General features: G+C 36.9%; 26 protein-coding genes and 3 pseudogenes. 2 read left to right on the forward strand and 27 right to left on the reverse strand.

Annotated elements, in window-relative coordinates; translation table 11 throughout:
- Positions 1-142 precede the first annotated feature (142 nt).
- From ACFVS1_RS23280 to ACFVS1_RS23320, 9 genes and pseudogenes are all read right to left on the reverse strand, one after another.
- The gene (locus tag ACFVS1_RS23280; RefSeq protein WP_387551016.1) at positions 143-523 is read right to left on the reverse strand and encodes a hypothetical protein; all 381 of its coding nucleotides are present in this window, start codon (positions 521-523) and stop codon (positions 143-145) included.
- A 131-nt stretch (positions 524-654) separates the two neighbouring features.
- The gene (locus tag ACFVS1_RS23285; protein WP_387551019.1) at positions 655-1,110 is read right to left on the reverse strand and encodes a hypothetical protein; all 456 of its coding nucleotides are present in this window, start codon (positions 1,108-1,110) and stop codon (positions 655-657) included.
- Between the two features lie 573 nt (positions 1,111-1,683).
- Positions 1,684-1,836 (reverse strand): annotated as a pseudogene (locus ACFVS1_RS23290) (JAB domain-containing protein); the annotation flags it as partial.
- Positions 1,837-2,473: 637 nt separating this feature from the next.
- A complete protein-coding gene (locus ACFVS1_RS23295; protein WP_387551022.1) occupies positions 2,474-3,274 on the reverse strand; it encodes an SDR family oxidoreductase in 801 nt (266 codons plus the stop codon).
- A 196-nt stretch (positions 3,275-3,470) separates the two neighbouring features.
- Complete coding sequence (locus ACFVS1_RS23300; protein WP_387551025.1) at positions 3,471-3,836, reverse strand: PTS glucitol/sorbitol transporter subunit IIA; 366 nt, start codon at positions 3,834-3,836, stop codon at positions 3,471-3,473.
- Positions 3,837-3,891: 55 nt separating this feature from the next.
- The gene (gene srlE, locus ACFVS1_RS23305) at positions 3,892-4,917 is read right to left on the reverse strand and encodes a PTS glucitol/sorbitol transporter subunit IIB (protein WP_387551028.1); all 1,026 of its coding nucleotides are present in this window, start codon (positions 4,915-4,917) and stop codon (positions 3,892-3,894) included.
- Positions 4,918-4,930: 13 nt separating this feature from the next.
- Positions 4,931-5,476 carry a PTS glucitol/sorbitol transporter subunit IIC gene (srlA, locus tag ACFVS1_RS23310; RefSeq protein ID WP_387551031.1) on the reverse strand — a complete coding sequence of 182 codons (546 nt, stop codon included), beginning with the start codon at positions 5,474-5,476 and terminating at the stop codon, positions 4,931-4,933.
- A gap of 21 nt (positions 5,477-5,497) precedes the next feature.
- On the reverse strand, positions 5,498-5,920 hold the full coding sequence (locus tag ACFVS1_RS23315; protein ID WP_387551034.1) for a transcriptional regulator GutM: 423 nt from the start codon (positions 5,918-5,920) through the stop codon (positions 5,498-5,500).
- A 93-nt stretch (positions 5,921-6,013) separates the two neighbouring features.
- Positions 6,014-6,988: a sugar-binding transcriptional regulator gene (locus ACFVS1_RS23320; RefSeq protein ID WP_387551037.1), complete on the reverse strand. Its 975-nt coding sequence runs from the start codon at positions 6,986-6,988 to the stop codon at positions 6,014-6,016.
- Between the two features lie 515 nt (positions 6,989-7,503).
- Between ACFVS1_RS23320 and ACFVS1_RS23325 the strand changes: the two genes are divergently transcribed.
- Positions 7,504-7,881 carry a protein-tyrosine phosphatase family protein gene (locus ACFVS1_RS23325; protein ID WP_387551040.1) on the forward strand — a complete coding sequence of 126 codons (378 nt, stop codon included), beginning with the start codon at positions 7,504-7,506 and terminating at the stop codon, positions 7,879-7,881.
- Positions 7,882-7,888: 7 nt separating this feature from the next.
- Here ACFVS1_RS23325 and ACFVS1_RS23330 read toward each other — a convergent pair whose 3' ends face one another.
- From ACFVS1_RS23330 to ACFVS1_RS23345, 4 genes are all read right to left on the reverse strand, one after another.
- Positions 7,889-8,293, reverse strand: a complete 405-nt coding sequence (locus ACFVS1_RS23330; RefSeq protein WP_387551043.1) for a DUF1259 domain-containing protein — start codon at positions 8,291-8,293, stop codon at positions 7,889-7,891.
- 391 nt (positions 8,294-8,684) lie between these two features.
- Entirely contained in the window at positions 8,685-9,242 is a 558-nt protein-coding gene (locus tag ACFVS1_RS23335) for an MEDS domain-containing protein (protein WP_387551046.1), read from the reverse strand.
- 100 nt (positions 9,243-9,342) lie between these two features.
- A complete protein-coding gene (locus ACFVS1_RS23340; RefSeq protein ID WP_387551049.1) occupies positions 9,343-9,591 on the reverse strand; it encodes a hypothetical protein in 249 nt (82 codons plus the stop codon).
- A 207-nt stretch (positions 9,592-9,798) separates the two neighbouring features.
- Positions 9,799-10,410, reverse strand: a complete 612-nt coding sequence (locus ACFVS1_RS23345) for a hypothetical protein (RefSeq protein WP_252270595.1) — start codon at positions 10,408-10,410, stop codon at positions 9,799-9,801.
- 391 nt (positions 10,411-10,801) lie between these two features.
- Here ACFVS1_RS23345 and ACFVS1_RS23350 point away from each other — a divergent pair, with 391 nt between their 5' ends.
- Positions 10,802-11,038, forward strand: a complete 237-nt coding sequence (locus ACFVS1_RS23350) for a hypothetical protein (protein ID WP_387551053.1) — start codon at positions 10,802-10,804, stop codon at positions 11,036-11,038.
- Between the two features lie 208 nt (positions 11,039-11,246).
- Here the strand turns inward: ACFVS1_RS23350 and ACFVS1_RS23355 are convergent, their stop codons facing one another.
- The 14 genes and pseudogenes from ACFVS1_RS23355 to ACFVS1_RS26925 form a co-directional block, all read right to left on the reverse strand.
- Positions 11,247-11,804 (reverse strand): MEDS domain-containing protein, encoded by a 558-nt coding sequence (locus ACFVS1_RS23355; RefSeq protein WP_387551056.1) that lies wholly within the window; start codon positions 11,802-11,804, stop codon positions 11,247-11,249.
- Between the two features lie 130 nt (positions 11,805-11,934).
- Positions 11,935-12,153 (reverse strand): hypothetical protein, encoded by a 219-nt coding sequence (locus ACFVS1_RS23360; RefSeq protein WP_387551059.1) that lies wholly within the window; start codon positions 12,151-12,153, stop codon positions 11,935-11,937.
- A 269-nt stretch (positions 12,154-12,422) separates the two neighbouring features.
- Entirely contained in the window at positions 12,423-12,803 is a 381-nt protein-coding gene (locus tag ACFVS1_RS23365) for an SDR family oxidoreductase (RefSeq protein ID WP_387551109.1), read from the reverse strand.
- Between the two features lie 40 nt (positions 12,804-12,843).
- A complete protein-coding gene (locus tag ACFVS1_RS23370) occupies positions 12,844-13,122 on the reverse strand; it encodes an SDR family NAD(P)-dependent oxidoreductase (protein ID WP_387551062.1) in 279 nt (92 codons plus the stop codon).
- Between the two features lie 235 nt (positions 13,123-13,357).
- A complete protein-coding gene (locus ACFVS1_RS23375) occupies positions 13,358-13,663 on the reverse strand; it encodes an iron-sulfur cluster assembly accessory protein (RefSeq protein WP_144553897.1) in 306 nt (101 codons plus the stop codon).
- A 135-nt stretch (positions 13,664-13,798) separates the two neighbouring features.
- Positions 13,799-14,821 carry an LLM class flavin-dependent oxidoreductase gene (locus ACFVS1_RS23380; protein WP_387551067.1) on the reverse strand — a complete coding sequence of 341 codons (1,023 nt, stop codon included), beginning with the start codon at positions 14,819-14,821 and terminating at the stop codon, positions 13,799-13,801.
- Positions 14,822-14,857: 36 nt separating this feature from the next.
- Positions 14,858-15,823, reverse strand: coding sequence for a TIGR03571 family LLM class oxidoreductase (locus tag ACFVS1_RS23385; RefSeq protein ID WP_387551070.1), 966 nt, complete (start codon positions 15,821-15,823; stop codon positions 14,858-14,860).
- 11 nt (positions 15,824-15,834) lie between these two features.
- Positions 15,835-16,182 (reverse strand): ArsR/SmtB family transcription factor, encoded by a 348-nt coding sequence (locus ACFVS1_RS23390; protein ID WP_048678256.1) that lies wholly within the window; start codon positions 16,180-16,182, stop codon positions 15,835-15,837.
- A 234-nt stretch (positions 16,183-16,416) separates the two neighbouring features.
- A complete protein-coding gene (locus ACFVS1_RS23395; RefSeq protein WP_387551073.1) occupies positions 16,417-16,701 on the reverse strand; it encodes a putative quinol monooxygenase in 285 nt (94 codons plus the stop codon).
- 959 nt (positions 16,702-17,660) lie between these two features.
- Positions 17,661-17,914: pseudogene (locus tag ACFVS1_RS23400) on the reverse strand (L-dopachrome tautomerase-related protein); the annotation flags it as partial.
- 155 nt (positions 17,915-18,069) lie between these two features.
- Positions 18,070-18,228, reverse strand: a complete 159-nt coding sequence (locus ACFVS1_RS23405) for a Spo0E family sporulation regulatory protein-aspartic acid phosphatase (RefSeq protein ID WP_387551076.1) — start codon at positions 18,226-18,228, stop codon at positions 18,070-18,072.
- A gap of 213 nt (positions 18,229-18,441) precedes the next feature.
- A complete protein-coding gene (locus ACFVS1_RS23410) occupies positions 18,442-18,681 on the reverse strand; it encodes a hypothetical protein (protein WP_387551079.1) in 240 nt (79 codons plus the stop codon).
- A 301-nt stretch (positions 18,682-18,982) separates the two neighbouring features.
- Positions 18,983-19,627 (reverse strand): YczE/YyaS/YitT family protein, encoded by a 645-nt coding sequence (locus ACFVS1_RS23415; RefSeq protein ID WP_387551082.1) that lies wholly within the window; start codon positions 19,625-19,627, stop codon positions 18,983-18,985.
- Between the two features lie 214 nt (positions 19,628-19,841).
- Positions 19,842-19,939: pseudogene (locus tag ACFVS1_RS26925) on the reverse strand (GNAT family N-acetyltransferase); the annotation flags it as partial.

Consider the following 19,939-nt stretch of genomic DNA (forward strand, 5'->3'; position numbering starts at 1 on the left):
GCTGTTTAGCGACATCCCGACTGCAAGGAGACCCATTTTCACAGCCCTTTAAGGGGTGTGTGTAAATGGGCACTCCTTGTAAAAGTGGATATTCTATATAGTTCCCATAAAAAAAGGCCAGGGATTATCCTGGCTCCTTTTTTTATTCGACTATGTCAGCTTCGATTAAAGGCAGTGTGATGGTGTGTCCTGCAGTTGATTCATAGGTGTGTCCTCCCTGAACCGTCCCATAGACCGTAATCACGTCTTCCTCAATAAAAGTAGTGGTTCCTTGATAGGTCACATACACAACATCATTGAAATCGTAGCCGTAAGAACCCTTGGTTACAGCAAGGCGAATATCGGCTTGTGTTCCGTCCTCGATAATCTGTAGTATTTCTCCCTGGAATTTCACAAACTCACCCGTAAAAGCATCCGGATTCTTTTCAAGCTCTCCATAACGAATAACTTTGGCGCTGTCCTTCTTGGCCTTAAGCTCCTGTGCTTCCTTTTTCTTTTCGAGGCGGTCACGCTCAGCTGTCATTTTCTTGACCTCATTCGTAGTATACCCTTACAGCATTTTCCCGAAGCTACCCTTATATAAAGAAAAATATAAAAGAGCCTTGCTACGTATAGAATGTAGCAAGGCTCTTTTATAGGTATTTCAAATTAAAGTTACGGTTTATCAACTTTATAAGCTGCTATTGTACAATAACCTAGTAACCCAACTAAAACATAATAATGAATGTTTTTAAATTTAGATAAGGTAGCTTGCGCAATACCTACTTCAGTATCGTAAGTTGGATCAAGTTCAAATATTTCAGCAAAATCTTTTACATCACTCTTAAATACAAAGAAGAAAAATAGCATTATAGGAATTGTTACCCAAGTTGACCAATTAGGTTGTTTGCGATGAAGCAAAATACCTATTATTACGAATAAAACAAATAAAAAAGACAAAAATGAAATTGGAGGTGTATGATAAATTAACCCGTATGAACTATTCAATAAATCAAAAGACATTCCAATAAGCACTAGTGTAGTAATTACTGCTAAATTCACAAGTGGAGTAAGTAAAGACCACTTTTTCTCTTTCCTCTTTGCTGCAATCTTTGTTGACATTTCTTCCATATCGATGCCTCATTCATTATTTTATTATTCCTCTATTTTACAAGAAAGTAAAAAAAAGCGTCCTTTTGGTAAGATTATATCAATTAACTGACTAAAAAAATACCCCTCAAGTAATTATTATTACCTATTTTTTCTTATTTATAAAATAAAACTTGACATCCAAAAGACGTTATTGTCTTAAGCAAATAGGCTTTTAAATGTGGAAATAACCTTAACTCTGTAAATCCGACGCTACCCCTTATAAAAAATTTCGTATCAGTATTTTAAGTCTGGATTTTACAACTACGTTTTACGGAAATTTGAAAAGCATTACCTTAAGAAAAAAGTAAAAATGGGTTATTCCTGGGAATTTGCTTCTTTAACTTCTTCTTGTAAATACTCTAATTTCTTAATCAATTCATCGTATTTTGCAGAAAGAGTTATAGCTCTGTACATTGTATTTGGATTATTTTTTAATTGCTAAATATCGCTTTTTAATTTTTCAAGTTCCATTATTATCTTCCTTTCTTTTTAAAGAATATATTTTTATAGCAGAAAGGAGGAAACCCCTTTCTGCTTTATTTTATTTTATTTTTATATGTATCCTTTTTCTTTTAATGAAATTCCCTTGTGCATCCCAACTATTACACTGTCCAATACTTCGATTCCTAATATTTTTCCACATTCTATAAGTCTCTTTGATACCTCTACGTCTTCCCTAGACTGTTGCGGATTTCCACTTGGATGGAAAAGGACATGTTTCTCCTTGGTAAGTTCGGTTATACCTAACTTATCCATTTTTTGATTGTATTTAAAATAAGTTTGATCAAATTGATATTTAAAAATCTTGGTAAACGAAAAGAAAGAGCGTGTTTTGAGATTGATCAAAACACGCTCTTAATATATTCAGTTGAATGATTCTTTTATAAAATTGTTTGATCATTTTCCATACTTCTTAATGAACTAACGCACCCGTTAGTTTAAGTACAATATTTCACAATCTTGCTTTTGGAAACAGAAAAAAGGCGATCTCAATTAGGAGAGAAGTAAGAATAGTGTTTATCATTATAGTATTAACTGGCCCTTTAATTAGTCTATATTATTTAAATAACAGCATTAATCCAAATAAAATAACCACAGCAAGAATATTAATAATTAAAGGAGAGTAACTTTTTTAGTTACTCTCCTTAATATAGTTGAAGAAAATATAATCTTTTTAGTGAATTATTGTCCGCCTGTTACATTAATAGATATGCTTCTTTATGTATAAAGCTTTATCAAGAACATAAAAGGGGGTAGGGATTAGGAATATTAAGACCTGTTTTGCATCCTCGCTTTTATTCATAATTTGGATGAAAGGGCTCTCTATGGTTGATGTCACTATTTATCCGCGGGATTTTCCACCAGAAATATTAACGGTTGTACCTGTAATATAGCTAGAACGGTCTGAAGCTAGATAAGTGACCAATTCACCAATTTCGTCCAATTTACCAGGTCGTCCAAGTGGTATTGTTTTGCTGTAATCTGATCCAAGACCCTCTACTGTCACTCCACGTGTGTAAGCTAATGCTTCATTATAAGCATCTGTTGTTAAACCTGTTTGCTCATTAATCCCTGGCGCAACACCAACTACGCGGATGTTGAATTTCCCTAGTTCTTTTGCCCAAGAACGGGTAAAGCCATTGACAGCACCTTTTGTAGCCGAATAAACACTTTGTCCAGAAGATCCTTCCATACCTGCCTCAGAAGAAATATTAATGATAACGCCTTTATTATTTTTCACCATTACTCTCGCAACTGCCTGAGCACAAAGGTAAGGTCCTTTTTGATTTACGGCAACCATGAAATCAAAATCCTTTTCACTTAACTCATACTCTGGCTTTTCGCCACGGAAATCAACAAGTAAACGTGGTAAGTTTACACCAGCATTATTAACTAAAATATCTACAGTTCCAAATAACTCTGTGGCTTTGGTCACCATTTTTTCAACGCTTTCTTTATTGGTAACGTCGCATTGGATATGATAAGTTCCATCAGTTTGTTCGCCAGTATTTACATTTAGATCGGAAACAATCACCTTTGTACCGTTCTTTACTAAATGTGCTGTAATTTTTGAGCCAATTCCAGAGGCACCACCCGTAACAATTGCCACTTTATTTTCTAATTGATGCCATGATTCATTCATTCTTTTTCCTCCTTAATATATATAGAGTCGAGAATCATAGGTAAAATTTAAAAATGAGAAACAAACTCTAAATTATTTTTTTTCATGTTTTAGCTGTGTTAACTCTAACTAATGCAATTTTCAGGGAGAGTTTTGCTCCTTCGAGGAAAAATCCCTCTTCTTGCATTCAATTATTCTATATCAAACTTTGAAAAGCTTATTTTTTCAAGATTTGAAGAGTTGTTCCTGCTAGGGGCACTTGAATATCTCTTTCTTCAAGATGTAAAGTGCCAGGTAATTCTGCCGTTTCAGAACCATCAAATTTTAACGTAATATGTCCAAGTGACCCTAAATTCTTTTTCACCACGTCACCTACAGCGGTAATGGGATATTGATGATTGCCTAAGACGAGAATGTCGCCCTTTTCGATTTCACCATTAATTTCATTTACATCAATTAATAAGCAATAATCCGCTAATTCACTCGGAGCATTAGCTCCGAAAAGAATGAACATTTTTTCTCCAAGAAAATCAGATACAGATGGACCAAGTTGGTTAATTTGAGTTTGATAAACAGTCTGCACAAGAAACTCCTCCAATTCTTTGCTTTATATAATCTATCAGAATCTATTTTAGTATTTATTCATACAAACCGAAGCTTGCGAGCCAAGCAATAAAAACGGTTGGTGCTCCGGTTAAAAAACGTCCGTACAATACGGAAGGAACTCCGACTTCAATGGTTTCCACTTCTGCCTCTGCTAAACCTAGCCCAACTGGAACAAAATCAGCTGCAGCCTGAGAGTTAATCGCGAAAAGAGCTGGCAATGCAAGGTGCGGGGGGATATTTCCTTTTCCAATTTCCACTCCAATTAATGTCCCAATGACCTGTGAAATAACAGCTCCCGGTCCTAAGAATGGAGATAATAATGGGAATGAGCATATTAAAGAGATTAAGAGCAAGCCCGGCAAAGAACCTGCAAATGGTGATAAATATTGTGCGAATACATCACCAATTCCAGATGCTTTAATCACTCCGATTAACATGGCCACAAAAGCCATAAACGGTAAAATGGTTTTAATGACAGTATCTATAGTGTCACGGCCAGCCTGATAAAACACGTTGACGATGGAACCCATCGCCATCCCAATGCGTGCTATGACGCCTTTAGGCTTTCTTTGTTCACTAATTTTTTTATCTGCGCTATACTTAGGTTTAGATATTGTTTTCTCAACTTGTCCGTTAGCATTGTTCACATTAGATGTTGGAGGTGTTGCCGCACCTTCATACAATCCAATGTTTTGAGGCTTTACTCCAGAAACGTAAATGTCCTCTGTAATGTGCATTGCTAACGGGCCACTTTGTCCAGTAGGCATGATATTGATCGTCATGATTCTTTTTTTGGGGTATAGGCCACATCGGAGCGTTCCGCCACAATCAATGATGACACACGCCATTTCATTCTCAGGTACACTCGTTTTAAAACCGTCGACTAATTCACAGCCTGTTAATTCTGCAATGGTGTCTGCAATATCCGGTCTTGTTCCGCCTGTTACATAAACCACTTTATTTTTTTCTTCTGTCGGTGAAATCACTAATGGCCCACCAAATCCTCCTTGCCCTGCATTGACGATAATTGACTTGTACTTCGTAACCGTTTGAGTCATCGCTTTCCCCTCCTTAGAGATCGACTGTTTCCTTTAATTTAACGCCTTGCTGTTTAGATACATAATAAGTTGTTAAATCTGTTACCCAGCCTCTTAAAAAGTTTGTGAAAATACCCACCAAGAAGTAACGAAGGGCTAGTTCTGTAGTTTCAAATCCCAGTGTTGTTATTCCTGCTGCAATTCCCAAGAATACGAACAACTCTCCTGGATTAACGTGTGGAAAAAGTCCGTTATGCGTGTGGCAGGAATAAGAAGCAGAAGCATAATAACTCGGCTTGTATTTTTCTGGCAAAAATTTCCCAAGTGACAATGTCATTGGATTTGCCAAAGCGAACGTTCCAATTACCGGAAGAACAAAATATCTTGTAAGTGGGTTCTTACTCGATTTCTTCGCGATCCTTTCCACTCTTTCTTCTCCAACCAACCGTATAAGGGCATTCATTGCAACTAAAAGCATGATAAGAAGTGGGACAATACCTGTTACTAAATCGACAAAAGTTTCGGCACCTGCTCTAAATAAATTCATAAAACCATCTGCTGCATTTGTAAGCCAATCCATTCAATTCACCTCATATAATTCCTATTTTTTTGATAAGAGTAAATCAATCCAGCCTTTCTTAACCTTCAATTCACCCCCTTTAGAGATAATATGATAGCTGTTCAGTGCGTCCTCAATGGCTAACCTTGTTAATTTATTTACTTTATAAAAATCTTCTTCACCGAGGTGTAAGAGATTTTTCCCCTCAAATCCTTTTAAGTTCCGTACTCTTGAAAGCACGGTTACTCCCTGCATTTTGGTGGCTTTCAAAATATTGTTTTTTCGGTCAATTGCAAACATTACGACCGTGCCTGATTTAATAAGTCCCGTTTTTTTCCCAATCGCGACCCTTCCAAGCTTTCTCAACTCTGCATACTTTTTATTGAAATGCTTGATTTGCAAAAATCCAAAGATGCTTTGAAGGAGCCAAGAAAAACCAATTATTATAATGACATACCATAGCATTTTTATTTCCTCTTTTCATATGAACTGAATATTACATCTTGTTTCCGCTTACAATCCGCTAAAAAGACTTGATTTAAAATTAACTCCTACATCCTAAGATAAGGCAATCCCTTTTTCTTCTATAATTTCAATGATTGCATTTGCCGTTTCCTCATTAGTTATCAAAGTGTTAATGTATCCTCCTCTTAATCCGCCAATAATAGAAGGAGCTTTTTCAACAGACTCTGCAATACCGATGGAGTATGGAATATTTTTTAGTTTTTCCAGCTCAATGGCTATTGTTCGATCAGATAAATCAGATTGAATCAGGTTTCCATCTATATCATAAAATCGTGAGCAGATATCACCTATGGCACCTTGTTGATTTAAATCTTCAATTTCCCGATTGCCACAAAAACCAGCCCAGACTAAATTAGATGATTGTTTTGGGTTCCCAATCCCTACTACTGCAATTGTTAAGTTGTCCCAAAGTTCAGTTATTTTAGTGAAGTAGTGAGATTGAACAATGTCATCCTTTGTCTCTTTTTTTTCTACTACTGCCGCAGCATCAATAAAATAAGAAGTCCCGCCAAAATCTTCTGCAATATTATAAACAATTCTGTTGACGTGATGCTTCGTATCCATTGGTCCAGGCCCACCTACTAAAGGGACAAAATGAGCGTCTTTTTTTCCAGCGTTGGTAAATTCACCGATCATACTGGCCATTGTGCTTCCCCAGGCACAGCCTACGACATCGCCGTCTTTAATAATTCGTTTTAGTAATTCAGCCCCTGCTATTGCTACCGATTTCTTTTTATCCAGTTGTGTACTGTCTCTCTTTTCAGGAAGAATAATTACTTCTTTTAAGCCAAACAACTTTTCCATTCGACGTTCCAATTCAAAAGCTCCATCAATATCACTACTAACAGTAATTTTAACTACTCCATCTTCCCTTGCTTTTTTTAAAAGCCTGCTGACGGAAGTTCGGTAAATACCTAATTCTTTTGAAATGGCACCTTGTGTCATATCTTCTTCATAGTACATTTGCGCAATTTTAACTAAGAGTCTTTTTTCTTCTCTTTTATCCATTTAGTTCCACACCCTTTTAAATAGCACATTTGTGCAGACATAATCCTTTGTGCTTCTTTATTGAATTTAGTATACGCTTTAACAAAAAGCTAAGTCAACAAAAAACTGACAATTGTGCAAATTTTATAAAAATTATGTCATTTGTGCTTATGACTTTTAAAAAAAATAAAGCAGCTCCATTTGATTAGGCTGCTTCATTTCTATTAATAACAGTAAGTTGTTTGCAATCATGTAGTAAAGTTGGGTTTTTTATAACAAGTATTTCCCTAACATTTAAGGGTCGCTTTCTTGTTACTAACCCATCTACAATGGATAATCCATTTCCTCCCTTATTGAACTAACCTGCCCCGATAGTTCCATAAAAAAAGAGCTGCCAAAGCAACTCTCTTATTGAAGTAAAGCACCTGTTAGTTCATTAAGGAAATTCTGTAAAATACCAAAATTAATTAGTAAGCCATTTCATTAGATAAAACATAATATATTTCATCCCTAAAATGAAGTAGGTGGCAATGTAAATGGGTTTTGTGGAAATGATACCAGGGCGATTGTACATTGGAGGACAAATTTCTCCCGATGATTGGGGGTTTGTTCAAAGAAATATATCAGTCATAGTGAACCTACGTACTAAACCTGACCGCCCTCCATTTGATTTTTCAAGAAGAATAATGATATGGGTTCCTCTTACTATTCGGGTAACTCCTAGTTTAGAATTGGTCGATAACCTGATGAAACAGATTAATCAATTGTTTGACCAGGGCTATCGAATATTAATACACGATACTTTAGGAATACAACGATTGGGCTTTGTCATTACTGCATTTTATATGCGAAAATATAGATTAAATCGAGAAGAAGCATTGCGTCCTATTCTTGAGGATAGATTATATAACTAAAACTTTCCTAGACAACGGGATAACTGCGTAAAAATGAAAATGAGTGTACCATCTTTTTTGCAAAATTTAATGGAGGCTCAATAGATTGAATGTGAATATACATTATTACAGGATCAGTAAATAACCAGTGATTATGTAGGGCACTCACTATCAAGCCCTGTTGGACAATTGAATAAATAAAACTAGGAATCTCTTCTTGTAAAACAGCTATTTCAGCCAAATTCAATGCATTACCACTTTGATCCAATGATTCAAATAAGACTCCTGCCGGGACAACAGAACTGCTTTGGCGCCCTTGAACCAGCACCTTAAAATCACGGTGTAATGATACAGAACAACTACCTTGATTTACGTTACTTTTTCCTTTTAGGAGAGTAGCAAATTGTTCACAAATTGAATCAAAGTTATTCATCTAACTGGCCTCCCTTTCCTAATAAAATTATGCTGTTTGACATGTATTATGTTTAAAGGAATCCCTTTTCCGTTAGCCTACCTCTTACTAAATGGCCCAATTTGTTGAATAAAGATCAAACAGCACTCTTCAACTATCCTGCCCCGATAGTTGCATAAAGAAAAAGCTGCCTTATAGACAGCTCCGATCTTCAGCTAACGCACCCGTTAGTTTAAGTGTATTTAATCACTAACTTAGCTGTTCTTGTTTAATATGAAAGGTGTGCTCAAAACTCATTTTCATTCATTACAGGAATGCTGCCCCGTTAGTTCAACAAGAAAAAAGCAGCCGTTCATGCAGTCAGTTTAAAATATCAAAATGAATTAGGTGAGAACAAAACTAAACATAGCAACTATGCTATAATTGTTCTGATGTAATAAGGGGAAGGACGAAGTTCAATGTCTGTCATGAGGAATTCATGGCTTTTCATTAAATTTTGCATTATAGATTCAGTTATTGTTGCTGTATCATATGCGCAAACTGATACTATCCCCATTTCATTTACGCTTTTATTTGCTACTTCTTCAAATTGATTTATTTTTTGTTCTATTTCTAGCTGATGCCCCCACTCTACATGAGCCCATGTACGAATCGTTAAATTTTCATCAAGGAACGGTTTTAAAATTTCGGCAAAATCCGCTACAATCGTTGGCGTATGAAAATCCCCGTGTTTACAGTAGAAAGCAAAGTTGTCTGTATAGTGTACGTTAGACAATTCTTCAGCGGTAAGCACTAATCTAACTTTATTAAATATCCTTACAGAAATCCTTTCATTTTCGATTAATATTATATGGTCTCCTTGTTTAATACCGGAGACTATAAAAGAGACAGCATTCTCTATATAATAGTCCATTTGTTCAAAGTGATAAAATATATGTTCTCCATTGGATAATTTCAAATTATATTCCACATTATGGTCTCCTTTTTAACTGTATTGTAACACTACAAAACATACTGCAAGACAATTGAATATCGGAATAAAAAATATATTTTCACAAACAGTCATTTACCTAAAATATGTTTACATAACAGCACTTATCTGAAATTTTCATACTTTTCAGGATATATTCCCTTAAATTCAAGGATTCGGCTGTGGTTTCTTTGGGGAAAGATTCTAAAAGCTGATAATAAAGCATTCCTCCATAATTTAGTCCTGGATAAAGAATGTTTAATGCTTCAACACCACGTTCGTTGAGAAGATTTAAACGTTCCTTGGTTTGCTCTAAAGATGCTTTTAGATTTCCCAACAAGTAAGCCATAGTGATGCCTCCCCATAGATGCTCTATGTTAGTGGTCAATTATTTATATTCAATTGTTACTACCCGATTTATATATGCGCTTAAACCATTATTCTTTTTTGCCGAACCTTGTTGAACTAACCTGCCCCTTTAGTTCCATAAGAAAAAGCCACCTTAGAGACAGCTCCGATCTTCAGCTAACGCACCCGTTAGTTTAAGTACATCTTTTCACATTCCAAAATATTGACTTCTATCATTTCTCTTCACAATCACTAAATAAATAAAAATGCTTACAATCATTAGACAAAAGGTAACATTTTGTGCAATACCAAGAATGTCACTCCAGCTACTTGTACCATATACAAACAACTGCAAGATTAATCCTACAAGTAAACTCAGTAATGCAAATGGTGTTTTTTTTACTAAGTATCCAACAGCCCCACCCAGGATACCACCAATGGTTGACGCCCCATACCAGTTCACATATGAAATCGCCAGTTCTTTAAATGATATCGTTACTGTTACTGGTATATCAGTATAAAAATGTCCAATCACGAAATAAAACGTAATTGCAGTGATTGTATAAATGGCCCCAAGTAATGCAGCCTTCTTAATGTTCCTCGCAAATATATAGCCAACAAGCATTGCTACAATAAACCACATTGGTAAAGAATTAATCATTACCGCTAAATACGCAATGACGAATTCAAGAACTGTTACACCGTCAACTAAAAATGATAAATTATCAGAAATAACTGAAAAAATTGCAACAATTAAACCAACGATTAATGTAAAGGTAACAAACTTCCAATGCACTCTATATTCTTGGTTCTCCTTCAAAAAAGCACCTCCCTATTCATCCAAACAACTCCTATTGTTCCTCTGACATCAGGTGTATGTACTAAGTAGTTCATACACCTGATAGATGTACTATACTCATAATACACATAACGTGTCAATATGGTTTAGAACAAATTCTTGTTTAAATAGTTACACTTTTAGTATGCAAATCCACTAACCTGCCCCTTTAGTTCCATAAGAAAAAAGAGCTGCCTTAAAGACAGCTCCGATCTTCAGCTAACGCACCCGTAAATTACACATAAAAAGGTTCCATATCCCACTAAGGCTCCTTTATATGTTACACTAGTATGTGAACACACAATAAAATACTCTGGGTCATACTCGACTTTTCTTAGTCCTTTCCCTCCGTATCGGAAAGGAGACTGGATAAATGTCTAAAGAATACCTAAAAAAAATGTTAAACGACTTGAGTGACTACAGCGAAGTAGAAATTACTCATACGTTCTCAAAAAATAAAAGACCATTCATCACAGTTTATTGCTACAAGAGCACCTTTCAGCTAACATTTATTGAAAACAAAACAACTGAAATTTACGATAATATTGAAGATACAGCAACAGCTATTCACAATGTATTAAATGGCACATTAGAAGCATCCACTAATTAATTAGTGGTTTTTTTATTTGCCGACTATGTCGCAGTATGTGTCAAATACGCATTATGGGTTTTTACTTCTTCCACTAAACTGCCCCGTTAGTTCCATAAGAAAAAGCTGCCTTAAAGACAGCTCCGATCTTTAGCTAACGCACTTGTTTGTTGAATATACAGTTTAAAATATCAAAATGAATTAGGTGAGAACAAAACTAAAATAGCAACTATGCTATAATTGTTCTGATGTAATAAGCAGAAGGACGAAGTTCAATGTCTGTCATGAGGAATTCATGGCTTTTCATTAAATTTTTCATTATAGATTCAGTTATTGTTGCTGTATCATATGCGCAAACTGATACTATCCCCATTTCATTTACGCTTTTATTTGCTACTTCTTCAAATTGATTTATTTTTTGTTCTATTTCTAGCTGATGCCCCCACTCTACATGAGCCCATGTTCGAATCGTTAAATTTTCATCAAGGAACGGTTTTAAAATTTCAGCAAAATCCGCTACAATCGTTGGCGTATGAAAATCCCCGTGTTTACAGTAGAAAGCAAAGTTGTCTGTATAGTGTACGTTAGACATTTCTTCAGCGGTAAGCACTAATCTAACTTTATTAAATATCCTTACAGAAATGCTTTCATTTTCGATTAATATTATATGGTCTCCTTGTTTAATACCGGAGACTATAAAAGAGACAGCATTCTCTATATAATAGTCCATTTGTTCAAAGTGATAAAATATATGTTCTCCATTGGATAATTTCAAATTATATTCCACATTATGGTCTCCTTTTTAACTGTATTGTAACACTACAAAACATACTTCAAGACAATTGAATATCGGAATAAAAAATATATTTTCACAAACAGTCATTTACCTAAAATATGTTTACATAACAGCACTTATCTTAAATTTTCACACTTTTCAGGATATATTTACTTAAATTCAAGGATTCGGCTGTGATTTCTTTGGGTAAAGATTCTAAAAGCTGATAATAAAGCATTCCACCATAATTTAGTCCTGGATAAAGAAGGTTTAATGCTTCAACAGCACGTTCGTTGAGAAGATTTAAACGTTCCTTGGTTTGCTCTAAAGATGCTTTTAGATTTCCCAACAAGTAAGCCATAGTGCTGCCTCCCCATAGATGCTCTATGTAAGTGGTCAATTATTTATATTCAATTGTTACTACCCGATTTATATATGCGCTTAAACCATTATTCTTTTTTGCCGAACCTTGTTGAACTAACCTGCCCCGTTAGTGCCATAAGAAAAAGCTGCCTTAAAGACAGCTCCGATCTTCAGCTAACGCACCCGTTAGTTTAATTCTTAACTTATTTCTATTTAAGTTAGAACCCGCTGCTTGGTAGGGTGAGAAGCTTCCGTTCCACAAGGCTATTATACTAAGTGGGCTCCACCATCAATAAGAACAGCCGTACCAGTAGTAAAACCATTTTTAGCAAGGTATACATAGGTTTCAGCTATGTCTTCCGGCTTTGCAATCCGCCCTGGGAGCTGTTGTGCAATGCCGTTGAACAGTGCTTGCCTCTGATCATCTGGCATTCCAGCATAGATTGGAGTGTCTACAATTCCAGGTGAAACCACGTTTACCCTAATAGGGGCTAAGTCTACGGAAAGTCCTCGAACCAATCCTTCAATGGCTGAATTGATTGCCGCTAACGTAGTAGCGCCTTGAGGAGGACGAACGCCATATACACCAGAGGTTAAGGTGATTGAGCTCTCATTGTTTAAATATGGTAGTGCTGAACGGACTGTAATATATTGCCCCCAGAACTTACTATCAAACGCCTCTTTAGCACTAACTAAAGTTCCCCATTGCTCCTTCTCCTGCTGTTACCACAAGGTGGTCAAATTTTCCAACCTTGCTGAAAAATTCTGCTACTTTTTCTTCGCTTCGAAAATCGATTTCATTTCCTTCTACATAGCCACCAAGAACTTGTTTTGCTTCATTTAATTTGGAAACAGAACGGCTGGCAATGGTCACTTGAGCTGATTGATCGAGAAACGCTTTGGCAGTTGCTAAACCAATACCAGAAGTACCCCCTAAAACAACTACTCGTTTACCATTTAATGACATAGTAAAAACCCTTCCTTCTTAAAACCTTTTTTGTATTGAAATTCATTGTGAAATAATAATTCCTAAAACGATACTAGTGAAGCGATTTTTTTGCTCATTATGATAAGCCCCCAATTGGAAAAGCATCGTTGGTATTATTCTTATTTAACACAATAAATACAAGTAATCTACCGGGTTTAGTATACAGCTAGATATATGAGGATATTAAAACATTTAGTATCGCTCTGTCACGTGTTTAATGATGGTGATGCCCTTTAGAAGAATTCGTGATGTCAAATCCTGCTTGTGCTTGAGGCACATAGAAATACCTGATCCAAACCCCATCTAAAAACGGTTCCCTTTTATCAAGCAAAACATCAATGCCTTTGTCTGTTTTCACAATTTCATCATGGTCCGTGGGCGTATCAAGCTTTACTTCATAATGGGCATGGTCCCCATGGTCCAATGTAACGTAGACACGAACCATTTTCCCTTCAGCCTCTTCACTTTCCAACATTTGTTTCAGCACTTTAGCAGCATTTCGGTTAATTTTGCAGTTCATATCATTGTCTCCTATTCTAACAACTTTTAACTTTTTAATTAAGGAATCCTGTAAACAAGCTCAAACATGATCTCACGGTTTCATCCCAATACCTTAGGAAAAATCAAAAAGGATTCCTTGCTGATGTCCTCCTTTTTACCTTTCACTTTTTGTAATTTCTGCCAGAAGCTCGTATGAATGCAGGCGAGCTTTGTGGTCGTAAACTTGGGCAATGGCCATGATTTCATCAGCCTGGCTCTCTTCCAAAAATATATGCAGCTTGTCCTTTACCGTCTGCTGGCTGCCAACGATTGATGAGCCTAATTGCTGCTCGAGAGCCTTTAATTGGTAGCTGCTGGCCACTTCAGATATGTCATCTACCGGTGGTTGAAGCGGTTTAAGGTTGCCACTCATCAGATTCAAAAATTGCTGCTGTATTGTTGTAAAAAGGCGCTTTGCCTCTTTATCCGTTTCTGCTGTAATGATATTCAATGCCAACATCGCATACGGCTTATCGAGAACATTCGAAGGCTTAAACGCCTTGCGATAGACCTGTAGAGCACCCAGAGTGTTAAGTGGCGAGAAATGGGCGGCAAACGCGAATGGCAAACCCAGTTCTCCGGCCAGCTTTGCACTGAAGTCGCTTGAACCCAGCAGCCAGATTGGAATATTCAAACCTTCACCTGGAATGGCTTTTATAGGGTTCCCTTGTGCCAGGGATGGATCAAAGTAACCGCGGAGTTCCGCTAATTGCTCAGGAAAGTCATCTCCGGTACTTCCCAAGTCGCGTCTCAATGCACGAGCGGTCCCCTGATCTGTACCAGGTGCCCGCCCCAGACCAAGGTCAATTCGCCCAGGATATAATGATTCAAGAGTGCCAAACTGCTCAGCGATGACGAGCGGTGCGTGATTCGGCAGCATGATTCCTCCTGAACCAATCCTGATTTTTGATGTACCGGCTGCAACATGGGACATCACCACAGAAGTGGCGGAACTGGCGATAAACGGCATATTATGATGTTCAGCGAGCCAAAAACGGTTGTAACCAAGTTTTTCAGCAAGCTGTGCGAGTTCCAATGTATGGCGGAAAGAGTCAGCAGGAGTACTTCCGGCTGTTATCGGTGAAAGATCAAGCACCGAGAATGGAATTTCGTTTAGTTTATTAGCATGTTTAGACATAAGTTCATCTTCTTCCCTTATCTAATTTTTTAAAAACTAATCTAATACTGGAATTTCATGAGTCGGAAAGTAAGGCAACACAAACTCTCCAAGCTCCTGGATGACTTCCTCGGGAGGGCGCTTTGAAAAATACAATACAAATGCCAGGTGATTGACACCAATGGATTGAAATTGATATAGAATTTCTAATAACTGTTTGCGCCCTACATGAAATCCTAACGGAATCGGAACAGGAAACGAATCGGGATTTTCCGATAAATCGATAAATAAAGTCTGAGTGAAAGGCTTAAACACTCCTGGGGCGTGAATTTCCGACAACTCGCGATACTCGTTAATCAATTGAGTTTGTTGTGGAATAATCCTCGGGTACTGGATCCAGCCATCCCCATTCTGGGCGATCCATTCAATCGATTGATTGCTGAATCCTGTCACCATGGTTGGAATCGAAGAAAAAGGTTTGGGGATCATTCTCATATCAGTTCCATCGATGATGCCTAAATCGCTGTTGATTGTCGGATTGTCCTCCTTTAACAGCATTTCAAGGAATGCATAATTCTTTTTAAACAGCCCTCCACTTTCGAGCTTGGATATTCCCAAAGCTGTGAAATCTTTATCCCGGTCTCCTGAAGCCACTCCCATGATCAGGCGTTCGGGAAACAGCCGGTCAATAGATGATGCTTCCTTTACCACTCGGACAGGATGGCGCAGCGGGAGGACCACACTCGCCGTCCCAAGTGCAATATCCTTTGTATGGGCCGCAAGATAGGTCAAATAAATCCATACATCATACATTTGACCATTATCATCAATATTCAAATTCTGAATCATAACGTCCCGAAGCCACAATGCCGCGAAACCATGGTCTTCAATTTTGCGGGCAAGCGATAGCTGATTTTCCATAATCGGATATTTGGACATTCTTGCCGTCGGAATCGTGAAACCAAGCGTCATTTTATCCTTTTGGTACAACCTGTTAAATGCTCGATGCTGTAATAAACTCACTTCAATTCTCCTTAAATTTTTGTACCAATGTATTTTTCGAACTTTTTAATCGTCTCCTCATTACGGCGATAATACGTCCATTGTCCGATTCGCTTCATTTCAACCAGTCCGCTTTGCAGTAGAATCGATAAATACTGTGAAGTAGTGGATTGCGAAATCCCGGCCATGCTGCGGATATCCCCTACGCAAACCCCGCCTTTAAATCCTTCATCAGCAATAATATGGGCTTGCGGTGAAAAATGACTGTCGGGATCTTTTAACATTTGAAGAATGCTCACCCTCGTCTGGTTCGACAATGCCTTAAAAATTTCAACGGCTTGTTCATCATTTAAGCGTTCCAATTCCTGCTTCAATGTCATTTGCCTCTTTCTATATCGATTATCACTATCCCAATGGAAGCTGGATAGATGATCTGAAAGCATCACGCCAAATCGGTAATTAGCGATATTAATATAATAGCCATCTGGTCCGTCCAAATCAAAAGATTTGTTTCGAAGGAGATACGGCGAAAAGCTCCCATCTTAAAAAAGACGACTAAAAAACCTGCATATAACAGGTTTTTCCGACGGTTCCGCCACTCCATCTTTGTGAACTTATTCCATTATTTTCAGCTTATACACTTCTCTAGTTGATACAAGGTCTGCAATATTGTTCCTGTATTCCTGATAATGAGCTGACTGAATATGGTGTTTCAGCGCTTCCTCATCCTTCCACATTTCATATAAAACAAAAGTTTGATCTTCAGATTGGTGCAAGTCATACTTTATACAACCCGCCTCTTCCCTTGATGCCGCTTGTACCTTTTTGAGTTCTGATAATAGTTGCCCCTGCAGGCCTTCTTTTGGTTTTAATACAGCAGTAATTACAATATGCTCCATTTTCATCCCCCTTAATAATGAGTAGTTTGTCTTTCTTTTAAAAGTTGGTGGCAGTGGAGTTTATGTCCCTCCCAGCATCGTGTAAAAAATATACCCTTTTTAATCTCTTATCCGCTACAGTTATGTAAGCTTTTAATTTTTTCTCTTAACTTTTTTAGTTAGGCTTAAATTAGTAAAGGACTTGATACACATTTATAAAACCTCATAAGCAGCAACCCAATCTGTGCCTTAATAAATTATAAGAATAAGGACATACCAGGGGGCTTCAGATTCTGGGGCTTCAAAACCTAATTTCTTATAAAAATCTTGTTTTCCTTTTGCTCTAAATAATTGAACCCACTTAATATCTTCTTCCTCCTACTTTTTGTAATGATGTCATTACTTTTTTCCAATGCCTAGTTTTTTGGTATTCGGTATCGACCATCACATCACAAATTAAAGTTTGATAAATCCCATCTGATATAATCCTGCCAAATCCTATTAAATTTTTATTATGATAAATAGAAATGGAATACCAGCTGTTACAAATTGCGTATATAGCTGGTCATATGAATACTAGCCTTTAGCATTCCATCCTGTTGTTTAATGTAATCTTATAAAATCTTCCTTGGGGATTCAATTCACTAAATTCAAGTTTCCATATTCTTTTGAAAAAGCTGGTTGCCGTCCTTATTTTCATGACGGATTTGTTTGCTTTTCTTTTTCCCAAACATATATTTTCTCACCTGAAATCCTTAATAAGTTCTGTAAAAACTCCCGTTCTTTCCAGGATTATTATGCTCATTCCGTCTTTTCTTATCCATTTCCACATCGAAAAGCCGCCTCTGTCAATGCGGAGACGACCAGTGTCATTCATGCTATTTGTAAAGAATAAAAACTCATTTAAGAAAGAGAGTTAAACCTGGGTTTATGATCTTTCAGGGAAGCCGCAATCTATCCATGAATAAGGCTAGAAGTAGCACGACGATAATAGCTCCTGGTCCTCTTGAAGAAGAATCCGTTATATAGGCATAACCTGCTTTTCCAACACGAAAATCAAAACGGACATCATTCAGATAAGTGGTAGGCAGGACAACATCTTCTAATATACTTTTCTTATTGTATTGGTATCTATATCAACAGCGACTAATTTTGCCCCTCCTTTAATAGGTTCAGAAAAATTTGGTGCCGCTGTATCTAATATCCAAAGCGTTCCCCTTCCATCAGCAACTAACATTCCTTATGGAACTAAAGCACCCGTTAGTTCTATAAGACTTATCGCAGAGTTGACACAAACAGTGAGGTAATTTTGGACAAAAAAAAGACCACCACATGTGATCCTTTATTATGAAGATAGAATGAGGGCAAAGAAATTTTCGAGAAAAAGGATTATTTTAATATGTTTCTTTGGAATTGGTACAACAACTTATCTAACTCTTGACTAGATTTAACGGTTTCGGGATGAGAAGGGCCTTGTAACATACCATTTTCAATTAAATGGGTTCTCAAGTAATCAATCTTACAATTCAATTCGTTAAGAGATAACACTAGTAACCATATCCTTTCTCTAGGGTAATTTATTATAACTATCCAAATATGCTTAAAAAGTAATTATATACAAAAAATAACATTGAGAAAAGGACCTAAGAACTTAATAAATATTACCAAAATAACCCGACAAATTGATCTGCCGTACAGTGCGAATAAACGGTGGACACAAACTGTGCGATAAGAAACTTTTTCAAGTCAAAAAAACACCCATTAAATAGGAGTGTTTTTTGTAATAATATTCTGGATTGCTTTGGCAGCAACGTCTATATCATTAATTAATTCTACTTTATCGCAGTTAGAACAAACTAATTCAAAAATATGTTGTGAATTAAATGTTAAGCATCTAACTTTTAGAGATTGAGTTTTATTAATTGTAAAAGTATGAGTAATATCTACATTATGATAATGGCATAGGTCGGAAAGTAAACTTTTTAAGCTTTCAATTGTCATAATCTTCCCCTTTCAATATATGGGAAGTGACTAAGAAAAGTCTGGTAGGACCCAAATATACTTCACTATCTCTTACTGTAACATCTAGAATTTTGAATGTATATTACTACCGTTCTGCAAATAGTTACATTTTATCTGAAATCATGCCGTACAGTGCGAATACACTGTGCTTGTAGAACTATCCTGCCCCTTTAGTTGCATAAGTAAAAGCTGCCTTAAAGACAGCTCCGACCTTCAGCTAACGCACCCGTTAGTGGAATAGATCACGAAAAGAGGTGACCAAAGGACATCCTCCTTCCAATTATAAGGGAACCTCAAATTGTCCCTTTCGCTTCTGCTCCAAACTAGCGATAAAGGAACGCATCAGCTTCAGGGAAAACTGAAAGATCGGGCTTTGAATAAAGGTATATGCGAATGTCATAATAAACACTGGACCTCCAAGGGTGAACCCGATAATCAAGATGAGGCTCTCGACAACGATTCTTGCCCAACTGACCGATAACCCCGTTTTTTCCGAAACGGAAAGCATGAAACCATCCCTGGGACCTGCCCCAATTCCCGCAGCTACATAAATTCCTCCACCAATTCCGGTTATGATGATACCCGTCAACAATATGAGTATATTCAACCACCAATGCTCCGTTTCATGAGGAAGAATGTTGAGATGCAAAAAGAAATCCATGATTGGGCCAATTGACAAGGCATTTAGAAATGTACCAATATTAATATACTTCCTATCCACGACAAAGACGATCAACACAAGTACTAAACCACACATGACACTCCACGTTCCAATTGTGAAACCGAACCTCTCGAACAGGGCGACGTTTAAAACCTCCCAAGGATGGAGCCCCAAGGATTGGACATTCACCGCAATCGCATTCCCTAATCCAAAGAAAGTTAATCCAAGAAAAAAAATAAAATACCGTAATAACCGCAATGACATCTCTTCACCTCTAAACCTTTTATATCCATCTACTATAGATGAAGCAGGTTAAATGAACAAGGTGATCTATCCAAATCAAAAGTTGTTACCAAATGATTAACAGTGAAGCACATAAAGACGTACCTAAGGATGGTAGGTACTCTAAATCTTTAGTTTTTTTAAGAAACTTGTTCAACTAACCTGCCCCGTTAGTTGCATAACGAACTCTTATTTTTCATTCCCATTCCTCAGCCAGTTTTGCGTAAATAATATGGTCTACATAATGATCATATAGCCATTCTGCTTGTCTTAATCTTCCTTCTTCTATAAAAC

This window comes from Peribacillus sp. NPDC058075, from assembly GCF_042885195.1.
Taxonomy (GTDB): Bacteria; Bacillota; Bacilli; order Bacillales; family DSM-1321; genus Peribacillus.

Bases quoted from the DNA above. Each gene is read 5' to 3' on its own strand.
- ACFVS1_RS23280 (WP_387551016.1), bottom strand. From the start codon at position 523: ATGACAGCTGAGCGTGACCGCCTCGAAAAGAAAAAGGAAGCACAGGAG.
- ACFVS1_RS23285 (WP_387551019.1), bottom strand. From the start codon at position 1,110: ATGGAAGAAATGTCAACAAAGATTGCAGCAAAGAGGAAAGAGAAAAAG.
- ACFVS1_RS23295 (WP_387551022.1), bottom strand. From the start codon at position 3,274: ATGAATGAATCATGGCATCAATTAGAAAATAAAGTGGCAATTGTTACG.
- srlE (WP_387551028.1), bottom strand. From the start codon at position 4,917: ATGACTCAAACGGTTACGAAGTACAAGTCAATTATCGTCAATGCAGGG.
- srlA (WP_387551031.1), bottom strand. From the start codon at position 5,476: ATGGATTGGCTTACAAATGCAGCAGATGGTTTTATGAATTTATTTAGA.
- ACFVS1_RS23315 (WP_387551034.1), bottom strand. From the start codon at position 5,920: ATGCTATGGTATGTCATTATAATAATTGGTTTTTCTTGGCTCCTTCAA.
- ACFVS1_RS23320 (WP_387551037.1), bottom strand. From the start codon at position 6,988: ATGGATAAAAGAGAAGAAAAAAGACTCTTAGTTAAAATTGCGCAAATG.
- ACFVS1_RS23325 (WP_387551040.1), top strand. From the start codon at position 7,504: ATGGGTTTTGTGGAAATGATACCAGGGCGATTGTACATTGGAGGACAA.
- ACFVS1_RS23330 (WP_387551043.1), bottom strand. From the start codon at position 8,293: ATGAATAACTTTGATTCAATTTGTGAACAATTTGCTACTCTCCTAAAA.
- ACFVS1_RS23340 (WP_387551049.1), bottom strand. From the start codon at position 9,591: ATGGCTTACTTGTTGGGAAATCTAAAAGCATCTTTAGAGCAAACCAAG.
- ACFVS1_RS23350 (WP_387551053.1), top strand. From the start codon at position 10,802: ATGTCTAAAGAATACCTAAAAAAAATGTTAAACGACTTGAGTGACTAC.
- ACFVS1_RS23360 (WP_387551059.1), bottom strand. From the start codon at position 12,153: ATGGCTTACTTGTTGGGAAATCTAAAAGCATCTTTAGAGCAAACCAAG.
- ACFVS1_RS23370 (WP_387551062.1), bottom strand. From the start codon at position 13,122: ATGTCATTAAATGGTAAACGAGTAGTTGTTTTAGGGGGTACTTCTGGT.
- ACFVS1_RS23375 (WP_144553897.1), bottom strand. From the start codon at position 13,663: ATGAACTGCAAAATTAACCGAAATGCTGCTAAAGTGCTGAAACAAATG.
- ACFVS1_RS23380 (WP_387551067.1), bottom strand. From the start codon at position 14,821: ATGTCTAAACATGCTAATAAACTAAACGAAATTCCATTCTCGGTGCTT.
- ACFVS1_RS23390 (WP_048678256.1), bottom strand. From the start codon at position 16,182: ATGACATTGAAGCAGGAATTGGAACGCTTAAATGATGAACAAGCCGTT.
- ACFVS1_RS23395 (WP_387551073.1), bottom strand. From the start codon at position 16,701: ATGGAGCATATTGTAATTACTGCTGTATTAAAACCAAAAGAAGGCCTG.
- ACFVS1_RS23410 (WP_387551079.1), bottom strand. From the start codon at position 18,681: ATGACAATTGAAAGCTTAAAAAGTTTACTTTCCGACCTATGCCATTAT.
- ACFVS1_RS23415 (WP_387551082.1), bottom strand. From the start codon at position 19,627: ATGTCATTGCGGTTATTACGGTATTTTATTTTTTTTCTTGGATTAACT.